Below are 24,102 nucleotides of genomic sequence, written 5' to 3' on the forward strand. Positions count from 1 at the left end.
ACTCCCGCCTCCCCTCCCGCGTCCGTACTCTTGGGCGCGGGAGGGGAGGCCGGTCACCTTGGCTGAGCTGCGTTTGGGTCCACTGCTGCGGTACGTGGGCGAGGACAGCGCGACCGTCTGGATCGAGGCGGACCGCCCGTGCGAGGCGGTCGTCGCCTGCGAAGGGGACGGCGGCGGGACCGCCAGGACCTGGCAGGTCGCCGGGCACCACTACGCGCTGGTGACCGTCACCGGGCTGCGTCCCGGCGCCGGGACGCCGTACGCCGTGCACCTCGACGGCCGGCAGGTGTGGCCGCTGCCCGGCTCCCCGCTCCCGCCCAGCACCATCCACACCGCCGCAGGCGGCAGCGCCCCGCTGCGCGTGACCTTCGGCTCCTGCCGCTGGGCGGCGCCCGCGCACCACAGCCGCGATCCGGTCGGCCCGGACGCCCTCGACTCCCTCGCCCAGGAGATCGTGCGGGACGGCGCCGCCCGCCCGGACGTACTGCTCCTGCTCGGTGACCAGGTCTACGCGGACGAGACCTCGGAGGCCACCCGCCGCTGGCTCGCCCGCCGCCGCGACCTCGCCGACCCGCCCTGGGACCAGGTCGCGGACTACGAGGAGTACACCCACCTCTATTACGAGTCCTGGCTCGACCCCGAGGTGCGCTGGCTGCTGTCCACCGTCCCCAGCTGCATGATCTTCGACGACCACGATGTGATCGATGACTGGAACACCTCGGAGGCGTGGCTCGGACAGATCCGCGGCACGCCCTGGTGGCAGGAGCGCATCCTCGGCGGCCTGATGTCGTACTGGGTCCATCAGCACCTGGGCAACCTCTCCCCCGCCGAGCTGGCCGCCGACGAGCTCTTCGCCACGGTGCGCGCCGCCGCCGACGGCACCGAGGCCGTCCGCGCCTTCGCCACCCGCGCCGACGCCGACGCCGCGTCGGTGCGCTGGAGCTACCGGCGCGACTTCGGACGGGTCCGGCTGCTGATGGTGGACTCCCGGGCCGCCCGCGTCCTGGAGGAGGACCGGCGCTCGATGCTGGACGACGGCGAATGGCAGTGGGTGCGCGAACAGGCGCTGTCCGACGGCTCGTTCGACCATCTCCTGGTCGGCACCTCGCTGCCCTGGCTGCTGCCGCACGCCGTACACGCCGCCGAGGAGTGGGACGCGGCGCTCTGCCGGGGCGTGCGCGGCCCGCGGTGGGCGGAGCGCGGCGAGAAGCTGCGGCAGGCGGCCGACCTGGAGCACTGGGCGGCGTTCCGCACCTCCTTCGACGCGCTCGCCGGCCTCTTCGCCGAGGTGGGCAGCGGGCCGCGGGCTCCCGCGACCATCTGCGTCCTGTCCGGCGATGTGCACCACGCGTACATCGCCGAGGCGCACTGGCCGCGCCCGGTGGGCAGCCGCGTCCTCCAGCTCACCTGCTCGCCGATCCACAACAGCGTCCCCGCGGCGATACGGCTGGGCTTCCGCGTCGGCTGGAGCCGGCCGGGCCGCTGGATCGGCCGCGCCCTCGCCCGGCACGGCCGGCTCCCGGCGTCCGTCATCCGCTGGACGCGCCTGGGCGGCCCCTGGTTCGGCAACCAGTTGATGACCCTGACCCTGCGCGGCCGGCTGCTCGACCTCCGGGTGGCCGGCCCCAAGGGCTCGTTCGAGCCGTCGACACACCGGCGGAGGTGAGCGGTGCGATCCGTTGTCCGCCGGCTCGCGGCCGGGCGGCGGCGCACACCGTCATCAGCCGGTTCTCCAGCCGCCCCGCACGGGGTGTCCGGGATATTCCCCACACCGTGTCTACAACATCACGTACCCCTCACAGGTACCGGCCACCCCCTCTGGCGTACGCTGTACGGCTGGGAGCGGATGTAGATCCGCCCATACGCCAACAGGCAATATGTCGGACGGGGAGGCACGGTGCTCGAGGGTCTGGGCTCCTTGTTCGACTGGCCATGGATCTATGTACTCGTCGCGCTGTCCGTACTGCTCGACGTGTTCGTGCCGATCCTGCCCAGCGGGGTGCTGGTGATCAGCGCCGCGACCGCGGGCACCACCGGTGCGGGCGGCGACATGCTCGACGTGGTCGCGCTCCTGGTGTGCGCCGCCATCGCCTCCTGCCTCGGCGACATCGCCGCCTACCGGCTGGCCTGGCGCGGCGGCGACTGGTTCGACCGCCGCATGGCACAGTCCCGCCGGCTCTCCACCGCCCAGGAACGACTGGGCGAGGTGCTGACCAGGGGCGGAGGGTCGCTCGTCGTGCTCGCGCGCTTCGCGCCGGCCGGCCGCTCCGTGGTCAGCCTCGGCGCGGGTGTGGCGCACCGCCGGCCCAAGGAGTTCCTGCCCTGGTCGGCCGTGGCCGGTGTGGCCTGGGCGACGTACAGCGTGGGCCTGGGCTATCTCGGCGGCGAGTGGCTGGGCGCGAGCTGGCTCGGGACCTTCATGTCGCTGGTCGCCCTGGTGGGCACCGGCGCGCTGGCCGCCTATGTGTTCCGCCGCGGACGCCGGACGGCGATGGCCGCGGCCCTGACCACCGTGCCGCTGGCGATCCCGCCGCAGCCCGCCGCCACCGACCGCGGAGCGGTCGTCGAAGCGCTGTAGGCCGGCCCCCCGCACCCCTGCGTGGACGAAGTAATGCTAAGGAAAAATCTCCGCGGTGCGCGGGCGGCCGGGGTCGGCCCGTAAGCACGGACGCAGGCATCAGTTCGATGCTCGGCGGGAAATAACGCGGCGGACCTGCTACACCGCCGAAGCCGTCAAAAGAGTGCGGCAACGACTTCCTTCTGGATGCATTCCGATCATTCCCGTACGCGTACGGTCAGAATCGGAACTCCGCCTCGGCCAGGACCAGTTGACCGCCGCAAAGGCCCCCCGCACCATAACTTGTCATATGCGGACACTGTCCCCATCGATCGTATGTTCCTATTCCCCGGCTCTGGCGTTTTTACGATTCATTCTCACTCGATCCAGCGATAGCCAGCGTGGAGAGTGACGAAAAAGAATGAGCCCGCATACCCCACCCCCTAATGCGAAGGACATACGCATGTCGGTTGATGCGGGCCAGGACGCCGCTCTCAGCACCCCGGGCGCCCCGGACAACAACTCGGCGCACACCAGCCTTGATACGGCTGCTGCCCGGAATCTGGCGACCACCACCAAGTCCGCACCTCAGATGGCGGGAATCTCCTCCCGCTGGCTGCTGCGCATGCTGCCCTGGGTACAGGTCACGGCCGGCACCTACCGGGTCAACCGCCGGCTGACCTACTCCGTGGGCGACGGCAAGGTGACCTTCGTCAAAACCGGGTCACACGTGCGGGTCGTCCCCGCCGAACTCGGCGAACTCGCCCTGCTGCGCTCCTTCGAGGACACCGCGGTCCTCACCGCGCTCGCCGACCGCTTCACCCAGCGCGAGTTCGCCCCCGGCGAGCTCCTGGCCGAAGCCGGCCAGCCCGTCGACACCCTCTACCTCCTCGCCCACGGCAAGGTCGAAAAGCTCAGCGAGGGCGAATTCGGCGAGCAGAATCGTCTCGGCGTCCTCGCCGACGGCGCCCACTTCGGCGAACAGGGCCTGCTCGACCCGGAAACACCCTGGGACTTCACCGCCAAAGCCGCCACCACCACCACCGTGCTGGCCCTGTCCCGGCAGGACTTCCAAACCCTCGCCGACCAGTCCCCCGCCCTGCGCGCCCACATCGAGGCCTACCGCGCCATCCCCCGCCAACGGGTCAACAAGCGCGGCGAAGCCGCCATCGAACTCGCCTCCGGCCACAAGGGCGAAGCAGACCTGCCGTCCACGTTCGTCGACTACGAAGTCGCCCCCCGCGAATACGAACTGAGCGTCGCCCAGACCGTCCTGCGCGTCCACAGCCGCGTCGCGGACCTCTACAACGAACCGATGAACCAGATCGAGCAACAGCTCAAACTCACCATCGAAGCCCTGCGCGAACGCCAGGAACACGAACTCATCAACAACCGCGAGTTCGGACTGCTGCACGCCGCCGACTACGACCAGCGCATCCAGCCGCACGCCGGCCCCCCGCTCCCCGACGACCTCGACGAACTCATCAGCCGCCGCCGCGGCACCCGCTTCCTGCTCGCCCACCCCCGCACCATCGCCGCCATCGGCCGCGAATGGACCCGCAAGGGGCTGTACCCCAGTTCCGTCGAGGTCAGCGGCAGCACCGTCCCCGCGTGGCGCGGTGTGCCGATTCTGAGCTGCAACAAGATCCCGATCAGTGAGGCCCGCACCAGCTCGATCATCGCGGTGCGTACCGGCGAGGACAACCAGGGCGTCATCGGTCTGCGCCAGACCGGTATTCCGGACGAGTACGAGCCCGGGCTGAACGTGCGGTTCATGGGGCTGAGCGAGAAGGCCATCATCAGCTACCTCGTCAGCGCCTACTACTCCGCCGCGGTGCTGGTCCCGGACGCCCTCGGTGTCCTGGAGAACGTCAACATCGCCAACTGGCGCGACTAGCACGGCAAGCGGAAGGGCGGTGGCCGGGGGTCCCTCCCCGGCCACCGCCCTTCTGTCGTGCGCCCCGCTCCGGCTCCGCTACTTCAGCGCCGGGAACAGGTCCAGGAACACATCGGGGGCGACCGCGATGCCCCGGCCGAAGGGCGCGTCGAGGTCCCAGATCAGGAACAGCAGGAACGCGATGAGCGCGCTGAACAGGCCCGCCAGCAGCAACTCCCGGCCCGAGCGGCGGATCTGCAGCGTGAAGATCAGCCCCACCGTCACCAGGGCGCCCGCGATGAGGCCGAACCACACCATCCCGGGCATCGTCGCGCCCGCGTTCTGGCCGCGCGCGGTGCGCGCCTCGTCGGCCACCGCGACCTGGTCCACCACCGGCTGGTAGGCCTGGGCGTCCAGGTCCCCCTTGGGCGCGTAGTCCGTCACGTCACGGCGCACCGCCGACAGCAGCTCCGTCCCCTTCGGGGAGAGGGTGCCGTGGTCGGCCATGTACGGCCACTCCTTGTGGACCACGTACGAGACGTACGCGTCGACGTCCGTCCGGATCCGGTCCCGGACCTCGGGCGGATACACCTGCACGCGGGTGCTGACCTCGTGCAGGGCCTGCGCCTCACGCATCACGTCGTCCTGCGCCGCCCCTTGGCCCTCCCACACTCCGGCGATCGCCAGGCCCAGGACGATCGCGTAGATCACGCCGATCATCATCGTCATGTACTCGATGACGTCGGGTGTCTCGGTGGGGTCGTCGTCCACCGGGACGCGCCGCTGTCTGAGCACCACGACGGTGATGACGACCACGCAGGCGGCGGCCATCGCGATCACCAGAGCAATCCACTGCGACATGAGGAACTCCTAGCTGACGTAACTGACAGCGGGTCTACGGGTCACCGGTCGTCGGAACGACGTCAACGGGCCCTGCGGTACACGTGCGAGCCCGGCCGGAGCACGGCCGCCGCGAGCAGTCCCGGCACCGTCGTGAGCAGCATCGTCATCATCAGCGGCTGCCGGTGGTGCTTGGGGGGCGCCGGTGCCGCCACGCGGACCGGCCAGTGCACGGGCGGGCGCGGGGGCGGGGCGTGTCGCGGCGACGGGGTCGGCGCGGGGGTGACGACGGGCTCCGGGCTGCTGCTCGGCGCCGGTTCCGGCGAGGGCTCGACACGGGGCGGCGGGGTGACCCGCGGGGGCGGGACGACCACGCGGTGCGTCGGACTCGGCGTCGGGTGCGGTGTGGGCACGGGGGTCGGTACGGGCGTGGGTGTGGGGCTGGGGGTCGGTGTGGGGGTCGGGGTCGGGGTCGGAGTCGGTTCAGGACACGACGGATGGTCGCCGTGCCAGTGCCAGTAGCAATGGCAGTGGTGGTGATGATGCCAACCCCAGTGCCACTCACCGTGGCCGTGACCGTGACCGGAGCCGTGGCCGTCCTCGTCGCCGTCCTCGTCGCCGGACCCCTGTCCGTGGCTGTACGGGGCCTGGACGCAGACCCGCACCGAGCCGGGCTCCACCTGGACCGTGACCGGCCCCGGACAGTCCTCGCCGGCGACCGCGACCGGTACCAGTAACCCCGAACCGCACAGGGCGGTCCCCGCCGCCACCACTGCTCCTCGCAGGGCGGCCCTTCCCCACCGATTTCTCACACAACAGATCTTGAGGCCGCGCGAACCGCGACTACGGCCCAGTTCGAACCTGTTCCCCCGAACGAATCAACGCAAGGTCATTAAACCTCGCACCAGTTCGAATATCAGCCGACAAGGCGCATCTCGTGCGGGGTGCCGTTGAGCCGCCGGCCGCCCTCCGCCGTGCACGTCACGATGTCCTCGATCCGTACCCCGAAACGCCCCGGCAGATAGATGCCCGGCTCGATCGAGAAGCACATCCCCGGCACGATCGGCCGCTCCTCGCCCTCCACCATGTAGGGCGGCTCGTGCGTCGTCACACCGATGCCGTGGCCGACCCGGTGGATGAAGTACTCGCCGTACCCCGCGTCCGTGATGACCTTGCGGGCCACCCGGTCGATCTCCTGGCAGGCGATGCCGGGCCGGACCGCCTCGAAGGCCGTCTGCTGCGCCTCGCGCACGATGTCGTGCACCTTCCGCTCCTCGTCCGAGGGCTCGCCGACGTGCACCGTGCGCGTGGTGTCGGAGCCGTAGCCGTCCTTCAGGCCGCCGAAGTCCAGCACCACCATGTCGCCGTCGGCGATGGTCCGCTCCCCCGCCTCGTGATGCGGGTTGGCGCCGTTCGGCCCGGAGCCCACGACGGTGAAGTCGACCTGGCTGTGCCCGTACGAGACCAGCAGATCCGCGAGGTCACCCGCCACCTCGGTCTCCCGGCGGCCCGCGAACCGCACCTTCAGGATGTCGCCGTACGCGGCGTCCGCCGCCGCTCCCGCCGCCGCCAGCCGCGCCAGTTCGTGCTCGTCCTTGACCGCCCTCAGCATCGGCAGCACATCGGTCAGCGACGCGTACGCCGTACCGGGCAGCGTCCGCTGGAAGCCCAGCAGGTGCATCGCCCACGCCGAGTCGGAGATCCCGTAGCGCCCCTCGGGCCGCAGCAGCCCGATCGCCGCGTTGTAGGGGTCCTGCCCGTCGGTCCAGTCCGTCAGCAGGACCGCCCCGGCGCCCTCCGCCGTCTCGGCGTCCGGCCGCTCCAGGACCGGCACCAGCATCTGCGGCTCCTCGCCTGCGGACAGGACGAGCATCGTCAGCCGCTCGGTGATCGCCGTGGGCTGGTACCCGCACAGATAGACCAGGTCCGGGCCGGGGGTCACGACCACGCCGGCCAGTCCCGCCGCGGCCGCCGCCTCCGCCGCCCGTGCCATCCGTGCCGCGTAGTCCTCCCGCGTGAACGGCTGGATACCCGCCATGACGCCTCCTGAGGCCGCCGGCCACCGGCGGACGCCGGACCGTACGGCTTCCAGCCTCAGGTCTCCCGACCCGGGGCGCGACCGGGGGCGGGCCCGCGGCCCCGGCCGCGCCCCCGGCCCCGGAAACGCCGGGAGCCCCCGGCCATTGCTGGCCGGGGGCTCCCGGATGGATCGAGCGGTGGGCGTGGACGGGTTCGAACCGCCGACCAGCGCCGTGTAAAGGCGCTGCTCTACCACTGAGCTACACGCCCTCGGAACGTGAAGTGACAGATTACATCGCCGAACCCCGTGCTCCCCAACCGGATACCAAGGACGGGTAAAGCATCGCCCGGCGTTCGGTCACGTGTCCGTGCAACCGGCCCGGGCCGTGTATTCGTCTTGGTCAGGTGGGAGACTGGAGCCGACAGACACCAGCGGCGGACCTGCGGGAGAGAGTCACTGTGACGACGGCACGCTCGTGGTGGCGGCGCGGCGACAATCTGCGCGCCGATGCCCAGGCCGCGAAGGACGCCGCCTCTCAGGCCTTCTACGAGCTGGACACCGCACAGCGCGACCTGGACCTGTCGATAGAGACCATCAGCGCCGTCGACAACTCGCCGGCCGCGCAGCGCGCGCTGGCCGGGTTCCGGGCGCTCGGCGAGCAGATCGACCAGGTCAGCGGGGCGTACATCGCCACCGTCGACGCCCATGACCTGGACCGGGACGAGCTGGACACGGCGACCGCCACCCGGGCCCGCAACGAGCTGACGAAGGCGAAGGACGACCTCGACCGGGCCAAGGCCGACCTGGAGCGGTTCGCCGCGAGCCTCGCACCGCTGCTGGGGAAGGCCGAGACGCAGCTGGCCCGGCTGGCGCCGGCGGTGGAGCGGGCGCGGCAGGGGCTGTTGGCGGCGAGCAACGCGCTGGACGCGGTGCGGGCCGCCGGGCTGAAGGGCGACGAGCTGGCCTCGCGGCTGGCGGCGCTCTCGCCGGAGCTGACGAAGCTGAACCAGGGGGCCGGGACGCACGGCGTGCCGGAGACGCTGGCGCGCGCGGAGGACGTGCAGCGCCGCGCGGAGGCGATCCGGGCGGAGGCGTCGCGGCTGCCGGAGCAGGCGAAGGAGATCGACAAGCGGCTGGTCAGCCTGCGCACCCGCGTCGAGGCGCTGGCCACCCGGGCCGGTGGCGTCGAGCCGGTCCTCAGCGAGCTGCGGCGGCGTTTCTCGCTGGCGTGCTGGCAGGACCTGCAGCAGGTGCCGGCGCAGGCGGAGACCGCCGTGGCGCAGGCGAGCGCCAAGCTCGCGGAGGCCGTCAAGGCCCGCGACGACCAGCGCTGGGCCGACGCGACGTCCCGGCTGAGCACGGTCCGGGCGCTGCTGGACGACGTGGACGGATCGGTCTCCGCCGCCGGTGACCGGCTGCGCCGGCTGAACGAGGTCAGCAAGGATCCGAAGGCCGAGGTCGAGAAGACCCGGTTCGCCATCCGTGACGCGCAGCGGCTGGCGATGCAGGGCCGTACGACGCCCGAGCCCCGGCATGCCCGGCCGCTGGACGACGCGGTGGCGCGGCTGGACCGGGCGCTCGCCGCGCTGGAAGGACGGCACCCGGACTACTGGGCCTTCCTGACGGAGACGGCGGCGGTGCGGGAGACCGTGAACCGGGTCGTCGCGAACATCCGTGAGGACCGGGCGCAGGGGCGCTGACGCTCGCTCTCCAGGGACCATCGGCCGGCGGGGCTATTCTTCGGGGCATGCCCCGATACGAGTTTCGCTGCCGGTCCTGCGGTACCACTTTCGAGCTGAACCGGCCGATGGCCGAGTCCTCCGACCCCGCGAGCTGCCCCGAGGGGCACGACGACACGGTGAAGCTGCTGTCGGCCGTCGCCGTGGGCGGCAGCGCGGCCGCTCCCGCGTCGGGTGGCGGCGGTGGCGGTGGGTGCTGCGGAGGCGGCTGCTGCGGCTGACGCTCCGCGTCGTCCCGCATCCCTCCGCGTCGGGACCCGGTGTTCACCCTCGCGACATGTGCCCGTTCGTCGGTCCTCATGACCGCGTGCGACGTTCCTCTCTAAAGTTGGCTAGACAACTTATGGAGGACCGTATGGACCTGACCCGTCTCCCGGCGGCCTGGCTGCGGGACAACTGCCGCTGCGCCCAGTGCCGCGATCCGCGCAACGGCCAGAAGCTCTTCCAGATCACCGATCTGCCAACGGACTTGGCGGTCGGCGAGGTGCGGGCCGGCGAGGCCGCGTTCGAGGTGGAGTGGCTCCCGGACGGCCACCGGTCCGTCTACGGGACCCGGTGGCTCGCCTCGGCGGACCCCGCCGACGGCGATGGCAGCGGGGACAGCGGCGACGGCCGTACCGAGGCCGGCAAGCAGCTGTGGTGCGCCGCCGATCTGGACGGGCACCTGCCCGAAGCCGGCTGGGAGGCGTATCTCGCCGACCCGGCCGAGCGCATACGGGTGCTGGAGTCCGTCCAGCGGCTCGGCTTCGCCCTGCTGCGGGACGTGCCCCGCACCGAACGGCAGGTGCTGGCCGTCGCCGGGACCTTCGGCCATGTCCGCGAGACGAACTACGGCACGCTGTTCGACGTACGCGTCGAGGCGGACCCGAACAACCTCGCCTTCACCGGCGCGGCGATCGCCCCGCACACCGACAATCCGTACCGCGACCCCGTACCGACCCTGCAGCTGCTGCACTGTCTGACGAATGCCGCCGTCGGCGGCGACTCGGGGCTGGTCGACGGCTTCGCCGCCGCCGCGCTGCTGCGCACCGAGGACCCGGCCGCGTTCGAGGTGCTCGCCCGCACCCTGGTGCCCTTCCGCTTCGACGACGCCCGCACCGCGCTGCGCGCCGACCGGCCGCTGATCGACGTGGACCCGCTCGGGCGGATCCGTGAGGTCCGCTTCAACAACCGGTCCATCGGGACGCTGCGGCTGTCGCGGGAGGCGCTGGACTCCTTCTACCGCGCCTACCGGACCTTCGGTGAGCTGCTGTCGCGCGCGGAGCTGCGGCTCGACTTCCGGCTGGCTCCCGGCGACTGCCTCATCTTCGACAACACCCGGCTGCTGCACGCCCGTACCGCGTTCGCCGAGAGCGGCGAGCGTCATCTGCAGGGCTGCTACGCCGACCTCGACGGGCTCGCGAGCACACTCGCCGTGCTGCGCCGGGAGCGGCCGCTCGACGAGCTGGCCGACCTCTTCGACGGCGCGGGCGCCGAGCAGTACCTGGGCGAGGACGTCACCCAGGCCCAGCACATGCTGCAGGCCGCCTCCCTCGCGGAGGCCGCGGGCGCCGCGCCCGCCCTCGTCGCCGCGGCCCTGCTGCACGACGTGGGGCACTTCCACGGGGCGGTGAGCGGCGCGGACCTGATGGCCGGGACCGACAACCGCCACAGCCACACGGGCGCCGAGTGGCTGGCGCGGTGGTTCGGACCTGAGGTGACGGAGCCGGTGCGGCTGCACGTCGCCGCGAAGCGGTATCTGTGCGCGGTGGAACCGGAGTACTTCGGCCGGCTGTCGGAGGCCTCGGTCCACACCCTGCGGGTGCAGGGCGGGCCGATGTCGCAGAGCGAGGTGCGCGACTTCGAGGCCGAGGCCTTCTGCGCCGAGGCGGTGCGGCTGCGCCGGTGGGACGAGGGCGCGAAGGACGTACGGGTGGCGGCCGCCGCGGACTTCGCCCACTACCGGCCTTTGCTGGCAGGGCTGTTGCGGTAGCACCGCACGACAGGAGGGGGTCCGCCGAACACTCGGACGGACCCCCTCGATGTCAGCCGGGAGCTACGGCTGGAGCCGTCCCGCGAAGCGGCGCTCGAAACCGTCGCCGGTGTCCGCCGTCACCGTGAAGTCGTACCGGCCCGCGGCGGCGGACGGGACGACCGCGGTCGCCGAGCCGCCGGGCGCGACCGTCACCTGGTGGCCGGGGTAGCTGAACACCGCGGGCCTTCCGCCCGCGTTGGTGAGCTTGAGGTGGACGCCGTCCGGTGCCTCGACCGCCGCCACCTCCGGGTGCGCCTTCGCCGGGTTGGTCCAGGTGCGGACGTCGCCCTTGCAGCCGCGCAGGAATCCGTCCGGGCCGTGGGTGTCGATGTCGTACGGGCCGCCGCTGACGGCCTGGGCGCTGAAGTAGTCCGTGATGCTGCCGCCCACCGGCAGTGTGTAGCGCCAGGCGCCGAACTTGCGGTGGTTGACGGTGTACATCGACAGGCCGGCACCCAGGGTGCCGAGGTTGTCGACGGTGATCCAGATCAGGCCCTTGGCGGCGTCGGTCCGCGAGGACGAGCCGAAGCGGTAGCCGGTGGGCAGCACCGGGCGGTCGCCCGGCTCCACCTCGGGGAAGTGCTGGACCACCGGCGGGAAGAGCGGCGGCAGCACCTTCTTGTGCTGCTCGGCCAGGTCCGCCAGCAGCTTCTTGGTGTCGGGCAGCGCGGGGAACGCCGTGGTGGACGTCCGGAAGTCGAACGCCGACATCAGGTCGCCGCAGACGGTGCGGCGCCAGGCGGAGATGTTGGGCTCGCGCACCCCCGTCCAGTTCTCCAGGAACCGCAGGACCGACGTGTGGTCGAAGACCTCGGAGTTGATGCGGCCGCCGCGGCTCCAGGGGGATATGACGATCATCGGGACGCGCGGGCCGAGCCCGATGGGCGCGCCGTTGATGAACTCGTCCGGGGTGCCGTCCGGGGCGGCCGGCGGGATGACGTGGTCGAAGAAGCCGTCGTTCTCGTCGTAGTTGAGCAGGACGACGGTCTTGGCCCAGACCTCGGGGTGGGCGGCGAGGGCTTCCAGCACGTAGGAGGAGGTGAAGTCGGCGCCCTGGGCCGGCGGGTGGTTGGGGTGCTCCGACTGGTCGGTGGGGGCCACCACCCAGCTGACGGCGGGCAGTTTCCCGTTGGCCACGTCCTGGGCGAAGTCGTCCGCGCCCCGCTTGACCATGCCGTTCACGTAGAGCGGCGAGTCCTTGGAGGCGGTCTGGTACTGCTTGAACCAGGCCAGGGCGTTGTCGTCGTAGTTGTCCTCCTGCTGGTAGACCTTCCAGGAGATGCCCGCGGCCTGCAGGCGCTCCGGGTAGGTCGTCCAGGTGTAGCCCTTCTCGCTGTTGTCGACGACCGGGCCGCCGGCGGTGCCGCGCGGGTCGACCGTTCCGGACCACAGGTAGAGGCGGTTGGGGTTGGTGGACGCCATGGTGGAACAGAAGTACTGGTCGCAGAGGGTGAAGGCATCGGCGAGCGCGTACTGGAAGGGGATGTCCTGGCGCTTGTAGTAGCCCATCGTGTACCAGGACTTGGCGGGGATCCAGTTGTTGTACTGGCCGTTGGCCCAGGCGCTGTGGGTGCCGTCCCAGGAGTGGTCCAGGTCGAAGATCCGCTGGGCGTCGGAGGTGGCGGTGTCCAGGTGCCAGGGCAGCAGGCTGGTGCCGCCGACGGAGCCGAGCAGCCGCTGGTGCAGGACGTCGGAGCCGTTCGGGAAGCGGAGCAGCGAGCTGTCGCCGTAGCCGCGGGCGCCGTTCAGGGTGCCGAAGTAGTGGTCGAACGAGCGGTTCTCCTGCATCAGGACCACGACGTGCTCGACATCGTCCAGCGTGCCCTGCCGTGCGGGCTCGGCCAGCGCCTGCTGCAGGCCGGCGGGCAGAACGCCGGTGCCGATGGCCGCGCCGGTGGCGACGGCCGAACCCAGCAGCGTACGGCGGGAGATGCCGGTTTTGGGCAGGCGGGAGAGGGCGGACACGGTGCCTCCTGGTCAGAGAGGTGCGGGGGGTTACTCGCGGTTACTGGCGAGTAGGATGATGGCAGCCGCACATGAACAGAGGAAGACCGGAGGCAGACCTTTCGTCAGATTCCCGTGCGACGGGAAAGTGAGGTGACCGCCGTCGAGTTGTGGACGGTGAAGGCCACCGTTCCCGGCAGGTAGCGGTCCTGCGACCACTCCACCGGGGAGCCCGCCGGATCGGTGGTGCGGCGCCGCTCGCGCAGCAGCGGATCGCCCACCAGGCAGCCGAGCAGCCGGGCGTCGTCGGCGTCGGCGAGGGCCAGGTCGATGGTGTGGTGGGCGTCGGTGAACAGCACGCCCTGCTCCTGGAGCGGCACGGTGTGCGAGACCGCGTGCGGGTCCAGCGCCTCGACGAGGGCGCCTATGTGCTCGGGGTAGACGGTGCGCTCCACCATCACCGGGACGCCGGAGAGGGTGCGGACCCGCAGCACCCGGTAGACCTCGGCGCCCGGTTCCAGCCGGAGTTGCTCGCGTTCGACCTCGTCGGCGGGACTGCGGATGATCTCCACCACCCGGCCGCCGGGCTCCTCGCCGATGGAGCGGGCCCAGCGGGTGAAGCTGAGCAGCTCGCCGAAGCTCTGCACCCGGGCGGTGCCCAGCACGACACGGCGGGTGCCGCGCCGGGAGGTGACCAGTCCGTCGGCCCGCAGTACGGCCAGGGCCTGGCGCACGGTGCCGCGCGAGACGCCGTAGCGGGTGGCGAGTTCGCCCTCGGCCGGCAGTCGGCCGCCGGACCCGTAGGCGCCGTCGGCGATGGCCTGCCGGAGATCGGCGGCCACCTTCCGGTACATCGTCTGCCGGCCGTCCGCCACGCTGCTCCCCCACGTCGATCACTGCTCCGGCGACCGAGCCTAGATCCTGTCCGCCGGATCACCCGCGGACGGCCCACCGACGGACCACACTCCGACCCTAACCGCCGATTCAACCGCCGATTCCGGGCCAACCGTGTCATTCCCGCGGCCGACACCGGAACGCAGTGGCGCGTTCATCCGCCGGACACTGGACTGCGGCGTACTGAGGTCGTCATTGTTCGAGTTGTACAGCCAACCCTGGCTATCTCCCGTCCCCATGGAGAGTCTCGTGATTCTGCCCCGCCCCCGGGCCGCCGGCCTCGCAGGTGTCCTCGCCATAGCTGCGCTCGGCCTCAGTGCCTGTGGCGCAGCACCCACCGAGAGCACGGCGGCCGACGGCAAGAAGAGTGCCGCCACCGCCACCTCCGCCACCGAGATGGGCGGGATGGACGCCCTGGTCGCCGCCGCGAAGAAGGAGGGCAAGCTCAACGCGATCGCCCTGCCGCGCGACTGGGCCAACTACGGCGCGCTCATCGACGGCTTCAGCAAGAAGTACGGCATCAAGGTCGAGGTCGAGAACCCCGACGCCTCCAGCCAGATCGAGATCTCCGCGATCAGCACCCGCAAGGGCCAGGACCGCGCCCCCGACGTCGTCGACCTCGGCAGCGCCTTCGCGCTCAGCGGCGCCTCGCAGGGCCTGTTCGCCTCGTACAAGGTCGCCGACTACGAGAAGATCCCGGCGGCCCAGAAGGACGCACAGGCGCGCTGGTACTACGACTACGGCGGCTACGTCTCGATCGGCTGCGACGCCAAGCGCGTCAAGGAGTGCCCCTCGACCTTCGCGGACCTCCTCAAGCCGCAGTACAAGGGCCAGGTGGCGCTGAACGGCAACCCGACGAAGTCCGGTTCGGCCTTCGGCGGCGTCTACGCGGCGGCCATCGCCAACAAGGGCTCCTTCGACAACATCCAGCCCGGTCTGGACTTCTTCGGACAGCTGAAGAAGTCGGGCAACTACAACCCGGTGGAGTCGACCCCGGCGACCGTCCAGAAGGGCGAGACGCCGATCAGCATCGACTGGGACTACCTCAACGCGGGTTACACCGACGAGTTCAAGACGAAGAACGTCGACTGGAAGGTCTCCATCCCCAGCGACGGCGTCTACGCCCAGTACTACGCGCAGGCCGTGAACAAGGACGCGCCGCACCCGGCCGCCGCCCGCCTGTGGGAGGAGTACCTGTACAGCGCCGAGGGCCAGAACCTGTGGCTCAAGGGCTACGCCCGTCCCGTGCTGATGGACGCCCTCAAGCAGGCCGGCACGCTCGACGCCGCTGCCGCCGCCAAGCTGCCCGCCGTCGCCGGCACCCCGGCCTTCCCGACGCCCGCGCAGGTGGACGCGGCCAAGAAGACCGTCACCCAGGGCTGGGCCAAGGCCGTCTCCTGATGACCCTGAAGACCAAGGCGCCGGCCGGCATGCTGGCGGCGCTGCCACTCGTGCTGTTCATGCTGGTGGCGTTCGGCCTGCCCGCCGTCGCCATGCTGACCGGTGCCTTCAGTACGTCGAGTGACGCGCCCGGCGGCGCGCAGTGGACGACGGCGAACCTCACGGACTCCGTGCAGGGCGCCTACCTCACCGGACTGGTCAGCAGCGTCAAGCTGTCGGCGCTGTCCGCACTGCTCGCCGCCGTGCTCGGACTCCCCCTCGCGCAGGCCGTGGTGACCTCGCGTCACCGCGCCCTGCGCGAGGGTGTCCTCGCGGCGTCCGGCGTGCTCGCCAACTTCGGCGGGGTACCGCTCGCCTTCGCCTTCATCGCCACCCTCGGCAACGCGGGCGTCCTCACCGAGCACCTGGGCCTGACCGGTGCCGGCTGGAGCCTGTACACGTTCTGGGGCCTGGTCGTCGTCTACCTCTACTTCCTGCTGCCGCTGATGGTCCTGGCCATCACCCCGGCGCTGGAGGGCCTGCGCAAGCAGTGGCGCGAGGCCGCGCAGAACAACGGCGCCACCGGCTTCCAGTACTGGCGGTACGTCGCGCTGCCGGTGCTGGCCCCGTCCCTGCTCGGCGGCTACGTGCTGCTCTTCGGCAGCGCCTTCGCCGCCTACGCCACGGCCGCCGCGCTGGGCAGCGGCTCGGTGCCGCTGATCACCGTGCAGATCGCCGACGCGCTGTCCGGCAACGTCCTGGTCGGCCAGGGCAACATCGCGCTCGCGCTCAGCCTGGACATGGTCGTGGTCGCCGGGCTCGTCATGGCGGTCTACGTCCCCCTCCAGCGAAGGAGCGCACGATGGCTCGACTGACCCGCAAGCCGCTGTGGCGCGGCGCCGTCGGCCTGCTGGCCGGCCTGTACTTCCTGGTCCCGGTGGCCGCCTCGGTGATCTTCACCGTGGATGTCCCGGGCCAGGGCTTCACCCTGGACGCGTACAGCGGCATCCTCAGCGCGGACGGCTTCACCGACAGCCTGCTGCTCACCCTGGAGCTGGCCGCCGCGACCATCGTCCTGGTGATGGTGCTGCTGGTCCCGGCGCTCGTCGCGGTGCGTCTCGGCGCTCCCCGGCTGCGGCCGCTCCTGGAGATCATCTGCTCGCTGCCACTGGTGGTCCCGTCGGTGGCGCTGGTCTCCGGCTACAGCAGTGTGCTGCGCTGGGGACCGGAACACCTCTCGCGCACCCCGCTGTTCCAGACGTTCACCGCCGTACAGGACAAGCGGTTCCCGTTCGTCCTGGTCCTCGCCTACACGGTGATGGCGCTGCCGCTCGCCTACCGGGCGCTGGACTCCGGGCTGCGCGCGGTCGACGTCCGCGTTCTCGTGGAGGCCGCGCGCAGCTGCGGCGCGAGCGCGCCGCGGGCCGTCCTGCAGGTGGTGCTGCCCAACCTTCGCGGTGCGCTGCTGAACGCGTCCTTCCTGACCCTCGCGCTGGTCCTCGGCGAGTACACCGTCGGCGCCCTGCTCGGGTACCAGCCGTTCGCGGTGTGGATCGTCAACACCGGAGGCAACCAGGCGCAGTTGTCGGTGGCCGTCTCGGTGCTGAGCCTGGTGGTCACCTGGATGCTGCTGCTGGTGTTCGCCGCCCTGGGCCGGCCCCGCGACCGGTCCCGTTCCCTGTCCCGCTCTTCCCGCCGGGCCGGCCGCGACGCGGCCGCTCCCGCACCCATCGCACAGGAGGTGGCATGACCGCCGCCACGGCTTCCACCGAGGCCACCGCGTCCGCCATGGACCCCGCCGACTCCACGACGGCCACCACCGTCGAGTTCCGCGCGCTCCGCAAGTCGTTCGGCGCCACCGTGGCGCTCGACGGCCTGGACCTGACCGCCCGTCCCGGTGAGCTGCTCGCGCTGCTCGGCCCGTCCGGCTGCGGCAAGACCACGGCGCTGCGGATGCTGGCCGGCTTCGAACGGCCCGACTCCGGCCAGGTCCTGGTCGACGGCCAGGACATCAGCGGGGTGCCCGCGCACCGCCGCGACGCCGGGATGGTCTTCCAGTCGTACAGCCTCTTCCCGCACCTGACGGCCGCCGACAACGTCGCGTTCGGCCTGAAGATGCGGCGGACCGGCGCCGCCGAGCGCCGCAAGCGCGCCCATGAGCTGCTGGAGCTCGTCGGGCTGCCGCAGCATGCCGACCGCTTCCCGCACCAGCTCTCCGGCGGCCAGCAGCAGCGCGTGGCGCTCGCCCGCGCGCTGGCGCTGCGGCCCAAGGTGCTGCTGCTGGACGAACCGCTGTCGGCGCTGGACGCCAAGGTCCGGGTGACGCTGCGCGAGGAGATCAGGCGGTTGCAGCAGGAGCTGCGGATCACCACCGTCTTCGTCACGCACGACCAGGAGGAGGCGCTGTCGACGGCCGACCGGGTCGCGGTGATGCGCGACGGCCGGCTGGAGCAGGTCGCGGCCCCCGCCGAGCTGTACGACAACCCCGCGACCGCGTTCGTCGCCGAGTTCGTCGGCACCATGAACCGGCTGCCGGGCGTCATGGCGGACGGTGACGTGGAGGTGCTCGGACAGCGGCTGCCGGTGCGCGGCGCCGCCCCGGCGCAGGGCCCGGTGGACGTCCTGGTCCGGCCGGAGGCCCTGGAGGCCACCGCGGACGCGGACGGCCGCTCCCGGGTGCTCACCGCCGCCTTCCACGGCTCGGTCACCCGCCTCACCCTGTCGCTGCCGGACGGTGCGACGGTCAAGGCGGACGTGCCCAGCCACCGCGCGGCCACCCTGCCGGCCGGCGCGACCGTCACCGTGACCCTCCCGCAGCGCCCCGTGCTCGTCGACGGACCCACCGCGTGACGCTTCAGGCGGTGCTCTTCGACATGGACGGCACGCTGGTCGACACCGAGGGGGTGTGGTGGGACACGGTCGCCGAGACCGCGTCGGCGCTCGGCTACACGCTGACCGAGGCGGACGTCCCCGACGTGCTGGGCCGGTCCGTCGACCACACCACCGGCCATCTGCTCACGGCCACCGGGACCGCCCGGACCCGTGAGCAGCTGGCGGCGGAGCTGGACGACCGCTTCGCCGAGCTGGTGGCCCGCGAGGTACGGCCGCGCCCCGGCGCGACCGTACTGCTGGCCCGGCTGCGCGCGGAGGGGGTGACGACGGCGCTGGTGTCGGCCTCGCCGCGGCGCGTCGTGGAGCTGGTGCTCGACGTGCTCGGCCGGGAGAACTTCGCGGTCTCCGTCACCGCCGACGACACCACCCGCACCAAGCCCGCCCCGGACCCGTACCTGGCCGCCGCCCGGCTGCTCGGCGCCGATCCGGCCCGCTGTGTCGCCGTGGAGGACACCCCCACCGGGGTCGCCTCGGCCGAGGCCGCGGGGTGCCAGGTGCTGGCGGTGCCGTCCGTCGTGCCGATCCTGCCCGCACCGGGCCGGACGGTGCTGCGCAGCCTGGAGCAGGCGGGGCCCGCGCTGCTGCGCTCCCTCGTCGCGGACCGGGCGGCAGCCGGCGGAACAGTTGATGAAGAGGCCCGCCGGGAGGATGCTTGAGTTAAGTGGGGCATGTGGTTCCGCTTGCCCCCGCTTCCGCCAAGGAGGCCGCTCATGGTCATACGACTCGACGAGCATCTGCCCGCTGATCACCGGCTGAGCCAGGTCTACCGCGTCGGCGCGGGCCTCACGGGGCTCGTGCTGCTGGTCTTCGGCATCCTGGGGCTGCTGAACCAGGTCCCGTTCCTGGACACCCACGGAGACACCGTGGCGGGACTCAACACCAACGGCACGCTGAGTGTCCTGTCGATCGCCGCCGGACTGCTGCTCTTCGCGGGCATGGTCATCGGCGGGAACATCGCCTCGAACCTGAACATGGTCCTCGGGACCCTGTTCATCCTCAGCGGCTTCGTCAATCTCGCCCTGCTGGACACCAGCCACAACTTCCTGGCCTTCGAGATGCCCAACGTCATCTTCAGCTTCGTGGTCGGCCTGATGCTGCTCATCTTCGGCATGTACGGCCGCGTCAGCGGCGGACTCCCGCACGACAACCCGTACTGGCGACAGCGCCACCCCGAAGCGGCGGCGCGCGAGGCGGCGGCACGAGCGGCTGTGGCCGCCCGCCGGACCCCGCCTCGCGGGCTGCCTCAGCACTAGGGAGTGTCCGCGTACCGCCCGGGAGGATCTACCTCCGGCGGGCGATGGTGAGGCCGTCCGCGACGGTGAGCAGCACGTCGTCCATCCGGTCGTCCGCGCGCACCCGGTCGTTGAAGGCGCGGATGGCCGCCGCGGGGCCCTCGACGGCCGGATCGGCGACCGCACCGTGGAAGAGCGTGTTGTCGGCGACGATCAGGCCGCCGGGGTTCATCCGCGGCACCAGCTCCTCCCAGTACGCGACGTAGCCGACCTTGTCCGCGTCGAGGAAGACGAAGTCGATCCACGGCCCCTCGGGCAGCGCGCGCAGCGTGTCCAGCGCCGGAGCGATCCGCAGGTCGATCCGGTCCGCCACGCCCGCCTTCGCCCAGGCCTCGCGGCCGACGACCGTCCACTCCTCGGAGACGTCACAGGCGATGAGCTGTCCGTCCGCCGGCATCGCCTGGGCCATCGACAGCGTGGAGAACCCGGTGAACGTGCCGACCTCGACGATGCGGCGGGCCCCGACCAGCCGCACCAGGAAGGCGAGCAGCGGCCCCTGCTCCTCCGCGGTCTGCAGTCCGGACACATCGGCGAGCCGGGTGTGGGTGAGCTCGACGAGTTCCCGCTGGACCGGGTCCAGCGGCGGGTTGTGCGCGAGTACATATGCGTACAGCTCGGGGGTGAGCTGCGGATTCTTCGTCTCGTACAAGGCTTCTCCTCGGATGGACGCCACGACCTGACCCGCTCTCCATCGTGCACCAGGTCGTAAGGTGACGGGCATGCTCGTGGATGACGCCGTCGCCCTTGTGCCCAGCATTCCAGGCCGCAGGGCCCTGCTGGGGATGGCGGGCGCGCCCGCCGCGGGCAAGTCCACCCTCGCCCGCCGGCTGGTCCACGGGGTCAACAGGCGGCTCGGCGCGGACATGGCGGCGTACGTCCCGATGGACGGTTTCCATCTGTCCAACGCGCAGTTGGCACGGCTGGGGCGGGCCGGCCGCAAGGGCGCGCCCGACACCTTCGACGTCGACGGCTACGTCCAGCTGCTGCGCCGGCTGCGCTCCAGCCATGAACGGCCCGTCTACGTCCCCGAGTTCGACCGCCGGCTGGAGGAGCCGATCGCCGCGGGCCTGGTCGTCCTCCCACAGGTGCGGCTGATCATCACGGAGGGGAACTACCTGGCCGACGACGGGCCGGGCTGGGAGGCGGTACGCGATCTGCTCGACGAGCTGTGGTTCGTCGACGCCCCGCGGGCGGTGCGCGAGCAGCGGCTGCTGCGCCGCCACGTCCGCGGCGGCCGCAGCGAACCCGAGGCGCACGCCTTCATAGCGTCCAGCGAGCGCCCCAACGCGGACCGGGTCGAGGCCGCCCGCGCCAACTGCAACCGGGTGGTCACCACCAGGGAGTGACCAACGGCCTACGCCGTGGGCGGGGTCAGGCGGCCGCGGCACCGTCCTCCGCGCCGGCCGCCACCTGCGCGAGCATCCGCCGCAGGATCTCCTCGCCCGCCGCGACACCCACCGTGGCGAGCGGCGTCACGTGCGGCGCCCGCCAGCCGCTGTCGGCCAGTTCGCCGTGCCCGGGCTGCCAGCCGGCGTCGGCGGCCAGCAGCAGATCGGCGTCCAGGAGGGAGTCGCCCGCGGCCAGCACCTGGTCGGCACCGGTCCGCCGTACGACCTCTTCGAGCGCCGCGCTCTTGCGCAGCGGCTTGGGGACCGTGTAGATCTTCCGGCCCTGCAGCGACACCGTCCAGCCGCGGCCGTCGGCCCACTCGGTCAGGTCCTTCACGAAGTTCTCGGGCAGCAGCGACCGCTCCACCACGAGGTACGCGAACAGGTCCTCGGCCACCCGCTCCTTGCGCAGCCACGCCGGGTCCGTCACCCGCGCCAGATGCGCGCGCACCTCGGCCAGCGGCACCGAACCGTCCGCGAGACGGCGGCGCATCTCGGCGTTCCAGTCCTGGTCGGTGCGGCCGTCGACCAGCAGATGGCCGCCGTTCGCGCAGATCGCGAAGTGCGGCACCGGGCCCGGCAGACTGATCCGCCGGTACTGCTTGCGGGTACGGGTGGTGGCCGGCACGAACTCCGCCTCGGCGGCCAGCCGCTGCACCAGCGCGGCGGCCGTCTCCGTCATGAACGACAGCGGCTTCGCCTCGTGCACCTCGACGCAGAGCAGCCGTGGCGCCTGCTCGTCGGGCATGCCGAGCGCGAGCGCGGCGGAGGAGTAGATCAGCGTCCGGTCCAGGTCGCTGGCGGCGAGGGTACGGAATCCGGCGCTCATCGGGCGACCGCCTTGCCGTCGGTACCGGTGGCACCTCTGGTGAACTGCGGGTGGATCAGGCCGACACACGAGTACGGCAGCCCGTCCACCTCCTCCACCGGCACCCCGCGCTGCTCGGCGAGCAGCCGGACGTGGTCCAGGTCCGCGCCGGCGCCGCGCTGCGCCAGGATCTTCCACGGGACGCGGCGCAGCAGCACCCGCGTCGTCTCGCCGACCCCGGGCTTGACGAGGTTCACGTCCCCGATGCCGTACTCCTCGCTGATCCGCTCGACGGCGGCCCAGCCCTCCCAGGTGGGGCTGCGGTCCTGCGACCGCAGTGCCTTGACGTCCTCGGCGACCGCGTCGGCGACGTCGTCGAAGCGGGCCGTCACCGTGTCCAGGAAGAGCCCGGAGACATCCGCGCCGGCCAGCTCCTGGTAGAACTTCCCGCCGTGGAACTCGTCCGGTCCGATCAGGTCCGCGCGCAGCACGGTGCGCGAGATGAGCCCGGAGACGGTGGAGTTGAGGCAGGCGGAGGGGATGAGGAAGTCGTCACGGGTGCCGTAGGTGCCCACGCAGCCGCCCGGGTCCGCGAGCACCGCGATGTCCGGGTTGAAGTTCCCGAACGGCTTGACGGCCTCGGCCAGTTCCCGGGTGATCGCGCCCTTGCCCGTCCAGCCGTCGACGAAGACGACCTGCTCCGGGTCGTGGTGCTCGGCCAGCCAGCGCAGCGCGGTGGTGTCGATGCCCCGGCCGCGCACGATCGAGACGGCGTAGTGCGCCAGTTCCAGGCCGTGCGCGTGCTTCGCCCAGCGGCGCATCAGCACCCCGACCGGGGTCCCGGCACGCGCCAGCGAGACGAGGACGGCGTCCGGGCCGCGCTCGGCGAGCACCAGCTCGGTGACGGCGCCCACCGCCCGCGCGATCCGGTCGGCCGAGGTGTCCAGTGCGGCGCGGAACAGCGCCTGGTACGCCTCGCTCGGCTGGTACTCCACCGGCAGCGACTCCGCGTAGTGCGCCCCGCCGCTCTGGATCGCCTCCTCGCGCTCCTCGGTCGGCGCCTCCAGCTCGACGTCCGACAGGTCCTTCAGCAACCATCCGACCTCGTCCGCCGCGTACGACGAGAACGCCGGACCGCGCAGGGGGGAGGGAAGCGTGGGGGTCTGGGCCATCTGCTGAACCTGTCCGTTCGGTTGGTACGCGGGCACGACCGCGAGCAGTACCTGCCCGGTGTGAGCCGCGAGATGCGCGAGCAGCCCGTCGGGCGCGTGCAGCGCCGGGGTGTCGCCCGCCGAGTCCACGACGGCGACGATCACGTCGAAGCCGCCGCCCGCGACGTTGTAGGCGTAGCGCGGGCCCGGCCCGTCGGAGGGGTCGTCGTGGGCGGGGAAGACGATCCGGGTGCGGATCGCGTAGCCGGGGTCGTCCACGGCCAGCACGGGCGAGCGGGTGGTGGTGGAGAACCGGACCTCGGCACTGGTCCCGTCCTGGATCTCCTGGGCGAGCCGCAGCGGCGCGAACATCAGCTCCTCGTTGCCGAGGACGAGGATGCGGCGCGGGTCCTGCGGCGGGAGCGCCCGGCGGACCGCCTCGGCCATCGACGGCAGTGCCGCCTCCAGCCGCTCCCGGTGCGCGGGCGTGAAGCCGTGCCGGCCGCCGTCCGGCAGCCCCTCGGGCCAGCCGAGGTCCACCCGGACCGCCTCGTACGCCGTCGCGGGCGCGGGCGGCGGGGTGACGCTCGCCCTGACGAGCGCCTGGCCGCGTTCCAGCACGCCCTCCGGCAGCCGGACCGTGCCGGACGCCAGCGACAGCAGGTCGATGCGCGCGCCGAGCCCGGCCGCGAACTCCGTCAGCCGCTCCCGGTCCGCGTCCGACCGCATGTCGACGAGCGCGACGACCACGTAGTGGGCGCGCGGGTGGCGGGCGTGCAGATCCCTGATGGTGTTGAGGACGGTCTGGCCCGTCGAGAACTCGTCGTCGACCAGTACCAGCGGCCCGTCCCCGGTCAGCAGCTCCGGGTCCGCCGGCAGCAGCAGATGGCCCGTCGCGTGGCTGTGCTCCTCCTCGAAGCCGCCGGCCGCCGCGACCCCGGCGACCGCGCGCCGCGTCGAGTGCAGATACGGAGCGAGGGCGACCCCGTCGGCCACCGCGTGCCCCAGGCCCGTCGCGGTCTCCGCGTAGCCGAGGACGACGGACCGCGCGGCCTGCTCGTCACCGAGCAGCTCCCGCACCCGGCGGCCGAGGCCGTACCCGGCGGTGTGGACGTCGGAGGGATGCCGGGGAACGTGCTTGCCCAGCACGTTCGACACCAGCAGGTGCGCGCGCTTCGGGTTGTCCCGCAGCGCGAGCCCGAGCAGCTCGCTCAGCCCCTCACCTTCGAGGGTGATGTCCAGCCGGTCGGCGACCCACTGGCCGGACCATGTCGGTGTTGCTGCCATGCGGTGGTTCTCACTTCTGT

21 protein-coding genes and 1 tRNA gene are annotated in these 24,102 nt (G+C 71.9%); 13 read left to right on the top strand and 9 right to left on the bottom strand.

What is annotated here, in order from left to right; genetic code table 11:
- Positions 1 to 58 precede the first annotated feature (58 nt).
- The 3 genes from LNW72_RS14105 to LNW72_RS14115 all read left to right on the top strand — a co-directional run bounded on the left by LNW72_RS14105 (position 59) and on the right by LNW72_RS14115 (position 4,454).
- On the top strand, positions 59 to 1,666 hold the full coding sequence (locus LNW72_RS14105) for an alkaline phosphatase D family protein (protein WP_250975733.1): 1,608 nt from the start codon (positions 59 to 61) through the stop codon (positions 1,664 to 1,666).
- Between the two features lie 231 nt (positions 1,667 to 1,897).
- Positions 1,898 to 2,578: a VTT domain-containing protein gene (locus LNW72_RS14110; RefSeq protein WP_250975734.1), complete on the top strand. Its 681-nt coding sequence runs from the start codon at positions 1,898 to 1,900 to the stop codon at positions 2,576 to 2,578.
- A gap of 442 nt (positions 2,579 to 3,020) precedes the next feature.
- Entirely contained in the window at positions 3,021 to 4,454 is a 1,434-nt protein-coding gene (locus LNW72_RS14115; protein WP_250975735.1) for a family 2B encapsulin nanocompartment shell protein, read from the top strand.
- Between the two features lie 78 nt (positions 4,455 to 4,532).
- Here LNW72_RS14115 and LNW72_RS14120 read toward each other — a convergent pair whose 3' ends face one another.
- The 4 genes from LNW72_RS14120 to LNW72_RS14135 all read right to left on the bottom strand — a co-directional run bounded on the left by LNW72_RS14120 (position 4,533) and on the right by LNW72_RS14135 (position 7,562).
- Complete coding sequence (locus tag LNW72_RS14120) at positions 4,533 to 5,294, bottom strand: DUF4239 domain-containing protein (RefSeq protein WP_250975736.1); 762 nt, start codon at positions 5,292 to 5,294, stop codon at positions 4,533 to 4,535.
- A gap of 62 nt (positions 5,295 to 5,356) precedes the next feature.
- Complete coding sequence (locus LNW72_RS14125; protein ID WP_250975737.1) at positions 5,357 to 6,043, bottom strand: hypothetical protein; 687 nt, start codon at positions 6,041 to 6,043, stop codon at positions 5,357 to 5,359.
- A 146-nt stretch (positions 6,044 to 6,189) separates the two neighbouring features.
- Positions 6,190 to 7,311: an aminopeptidase P family protein gene (locus tag LNW72_RS14130; RefSeq protein WP_250975738.1), complete on the bottom strand. Its 1,122-nt coding sequence runs from the start codon at positions 7,309 to 7,311 to the stop codon at positions 6,190 to 6,192.
- A gap of 179 nt (positions 7,312 to 7,490) precedes the next feature.
- Positions 7,491 to 7,562 (bottom strand) — tRNA-Val (locus tag LNW72_RS14135).
- A gap of 189 nt (positions 7,563 to 7,751) precedes the next feature.
- Here LNW72_RS14135 and LNW72_RS14140 point away from each other — a divergent pair.
- The 3 genes from LNW72_RS14140 to LNW72_RS14150 all read left to right on the top strand — a co-directional run bounded on the left by LNW72_RS14140 (position 7,752) and on the right by LNW72_RS14150 (position 11,004).
- Positions 7,752 to 8,993, top strand: a complete 1,242-nt coding sequence (locus tag LNW72_RS14140) for a hypothetical protein (protein WP_250975739.1) — start codon at positions 7,752 to 7,754, stop codon at positions 8,991 to 8,993.
- 47 nt (positions 8,994 to 9,040) lie between these two features.
- Positions 9,041 to 9,253: a zinc ribbon domain-containing protein gene (locus LNW72_RS14145; RefSeq protein ID WP_250975740.1), complete on the top strand. Its 213-nt coding sequence runs from the start codon at positions 9,041 to 9,043 to the stop codon at positions 9,251 to 9,253.
- Positions 9,254 to 9,387: 134 nt separating this feature from the next.
- Complete coding sequence (locus LNW72_RS14150) at positions 9,388 to 11,004, top strand: TauD/TfdA family dioxygenase (RefSeq protein WP_250975741.1); 1,617 nt, start codon at positions 9,388 to 9,390, stop codon at positions 11,002 to 11,004.
- A gap of 63 nt (positions 11,005 to 11,067) precedes the next feature.
- On the opposite strand, the gene LNW72_RS14155 is transcribed toward LNW72_RS14150, so the two are convergent.
- Together LNW72_RS14155 and LNW72_RS14160 are read right to left on the bottom strand one after the other, a co-directional pair.
- A complete protein-coding gene (locus LNW72_RS14155) occupies positions 11,068 to 13,011 on the bottom strand; it encodes a phosphocholine-specific phospholipase C (protein WP_250975742.1) in 1,944 nt (647 codons plus the stop codon).
- Between the two features lie 104 nt (positions 13,012 to 13,115).
- On the bottom strand, positions 13,116 to 13,844 hold the full coding sequence (locus LNW72_RS14160; RefSeq protein ID WP_250980150.1) for a GntR family transcriptional regulator: 729 nt from the start codon (positions 13,842 to 13,844) through the stop codon (positions 13,116 to 13,118).
- A gap of 277 nt (positions 13,845 to 14,121) precedes the next feature.
- Between LNW72_RS14160 and LNW72_RS14165 the strand changes: the two genes are divergently transcribed.
- Genes LNW72_RS14165 through LNW72_RS14190 form a run of 6 tightly spaced genes read left to right on the top strand, consistent with a single transcriptional unit; the run spans position 14,122 to position 19,409 of the window.
- Positions 14,122 to 15,285, top strand: a complete 1,164-nt coding sequence (locus LNW72_RS14165) for an ABC transporter substrate-binding protein (RefSeq protein WP_250975743.1) — start codon at positions 14,122 to 14,124, stop codon at positions 15,283 to 15,285.
- A complete protein-coding gene (locus LNW72_RS14170) occupies positions 15,285 to 16,139 on the top strand; it encodes an ABC transporter permease subunit (RefSeq protein WP_250975744.1) in 855 nt (284 codons plus the stop codon). Before LNW72_RS14165 ends, LNW72_RS14170 begins: the two co-directional genes overlap by 1 nt.
- On the top strand, positions 16,127 to 17,014 hold the full coding sequence (locus LNW72_RS14175; RefSeq protein ID WP_250975745.1) for an ABC transporter permease subunit: 888 nt from the start codon (positions 16,127 to 16,129) through the stop codon (positions 17,012 to 17,014). The genes LNW72_RS14170 and LNW72_RS14175 overlap by 13 nt, the downstream gene beginning before the upstream one ends.
- Positions 17,015 to 17,052: 38 nt before the next feature.
- Positions 17,053 to 18,114: an ABC transporter ATP-binding protein gene (locus LNW72_RS14180; protein WP_250980151.1), complete on the top strand. Its 1,062-nt coding sequence runs from the start codon at positions 17,053 to 17,055 to the stop codon at positions 18,112 to 18,114.
- Entirely contained in the window at positions 18,111 to 18,812 is a 702-nt protein-coding gene (locus LNW72_RS14185) for an HAD family phosphatase (RefSeq protein WP_250991160.1), read from the top strand. Before LNW72_RS14180 ends, LNW72_RS14185 begins: the two co-directional genes overlap by 4 nt.
- 54 nt (positions 18,813 to 18,866) lie before the next feature.
- Entirely contained in the window at positions 18,867 to 19,409 is a 543-nt protein-coding gene (locus tag LNW72_RS14190; protein WP_250975746.1) for a DUF4383 domain-containing protein, read from the top strand.
- A gap of 28 nt (positions 19,410 to 19,437) precedes the next feature.
- On the opposite strand, the gene LNW72_RS14195 is transcribed toward LNW72_RS14190, so the two are convergent.
- On the bottom strand, positions 19,438 to 20,097 hold the full coding sequence (locus LNW72_RS14195) for an O-methyltransferase (RefSeq protein WP_250975747.1): 660 nt from the start codon (positions 20,095 to 20,097) through the stop codon (positions 19,438 to 19,440).
- Between the two features lie 70 nt (positions 20,098 to 20,167).
- Here LNW72_RS14195 and LNW72_RS14200 point away from each other — a divergent pair, with 70 nt between their 5' ends.
- On the top strand, positions 20,168 to 20,794 hold the full coding sequence (locus LNW72_RS14200; RefSeq protein WP_250975748.1) for a nucleoside/nucleotide kinase family protein: 627 nt from the start codon (positions 20,168 to 20,170) through the stop codon (positions 20,792 to 20,794).
- Between the two features lie 25 nt (positions 20,795 to 20,819).
- On the opposite strand, the gene LNW72_RS14205 is transcribed toward LNW72_RS14200, so the two are convergent.
- Both LNW72_RS14205 and LNW72_RS14210 read right to left on the bottom strand, forming a co-directional pair.
- Complete coding sequence (locus LNW72_RS14205) at positions 20,820 to 21,665, bottom strand: HAD family hydrolase (RefSeq protein WP_250975749.1); 846 nt, start codon at positions 21,663 to 21,665, stop codon at positions 20,820 to 20,822.
- The gene (locus LNW72_RS14210; protein ID WP_250975750.1) at positions 21,662 to 24,082 is read right to left on the bottom strand and encodes a phosphoribosyltransferase; all 2,421 of its coding nucleotides are present in this window, start codon (positions 24,080 to 24,082) and stop codon (positions 21,662 to 21,664) included. The genes LNW72_RS14205 and LNW72_RS14210 overlap by 4 nt, the downstream gene beginning before the upstream one ends.
- Positions 24,083 to 24,102 lie beyond the last annotated feature (20 nt).

Source organism: Streptomyces sp. RKAG293 (genome assembly GCF_023701745.1).
GTDB lineage: Bacteria > Actinomycetota > Actinomycetes > Streptomycetales > Streptomycetaceae > Actinacidiphila.

Bases quoted from the DNA above. Each gene is read 5' to 3' on its own strand.
- LNW72_RS14115 (WP_250975735.1), top strand. From the start codon at position 3,021: ATGTCGGTTGATGCGGGCCAGGACGCCGCTCTCAGCACCCCGGGCGCC.
- LNW72_RS14120 (WP_250975736.1), bottom strand. From the start codon at position 5,294: ATGTCGCAGTGGATTGCTCTGGTGATCGCGATGGCCGCCGCCTGCGTG.
- LNW72_RS14130 (WP_250975738.1), bottom strand. From the start codon at position 7,311: ATGGCGGGTATCCAGCCGTTCACGCGGGAGGACTACGCGGCACGGATG.
- LNW72_RS14145 (WP_250975740.1), top strand. From the start codon at position 9,041: ATGCCCCGATACGAGTTTCGCTGCCGGTCCTGCGGTACCACTTTCGAG.
- LNW72_RS14150 (WP_250975741.1), top strand. From the start codon at position 9,388: ATGGACCTGACCCGTCTCCCGGCGGCCTGGCTGCGGGACAACTGCCGC.
- LNW72_RS14160 (WP_250980150.1), bottom strand. From the start codon at position 13,844: ATGTACCGGAAGGTGGCCGCCGATCTCCGGCAGGCCATCGCCGACGGC.
- LNW72_RS14165 (WP_250975743.1), top strand. From the start codon at position 14,122: ATGGAGAGTCTCGTGATTCTGCCCCGCCCCCGGGCCGCCGGCCTCGCA.
- LNW72_RS14170 (WP_250975744.1), top strand. From the start codon at position 15,285: ATGACCCTGAAGACCAAGGCGCCGGCCGGCATGCTGGCGGCGCTGCCA.
- LNW72_RS14175 (WP_250975745.1), top strand. From the start codon at position 16,127: ATGGCTCGACTGACCCGCAAGCCGCTGTGGCGCGGCGCCGTCGGCCTG.
- LNW72_RS14180 (WP_250980151.1), top strand. From the start codon at position 17,053: ATGGACCCCGCCGACTCCACGACGGCCACCACCGTCGAGTTCCGCGCG.
- LNW72_RS14190 (WP_250975746.1), top strand. From the start codon at position 18,867: ATGGTCATACGACTCGACGAGCATCTGCCCGCTGATCACCGGCTGAGC.
- LNW72_RS14200 (WP_250975748.1), top strand. From the start codon at position 20,168: ATGCTCGTGGATGACGCCGTCGCCCTTGTGCCCAGCATTCCAGGCCGC.
- LNW72_RS14205 (WP_250975749.1), bottom strand. From the start codon at position 21,665: ATGAGCGCCGGATTCCGTACCCTCGCCGCCAGCGACCTGGACCGGACG.
- LNW72_RS14210 (WP_250975750.1), bottom strand. From the start codon at position 24,082: ATGGCAGCAACACCGACATGGTCCGGCCAGTGGGTCGCCGACCGGCTG.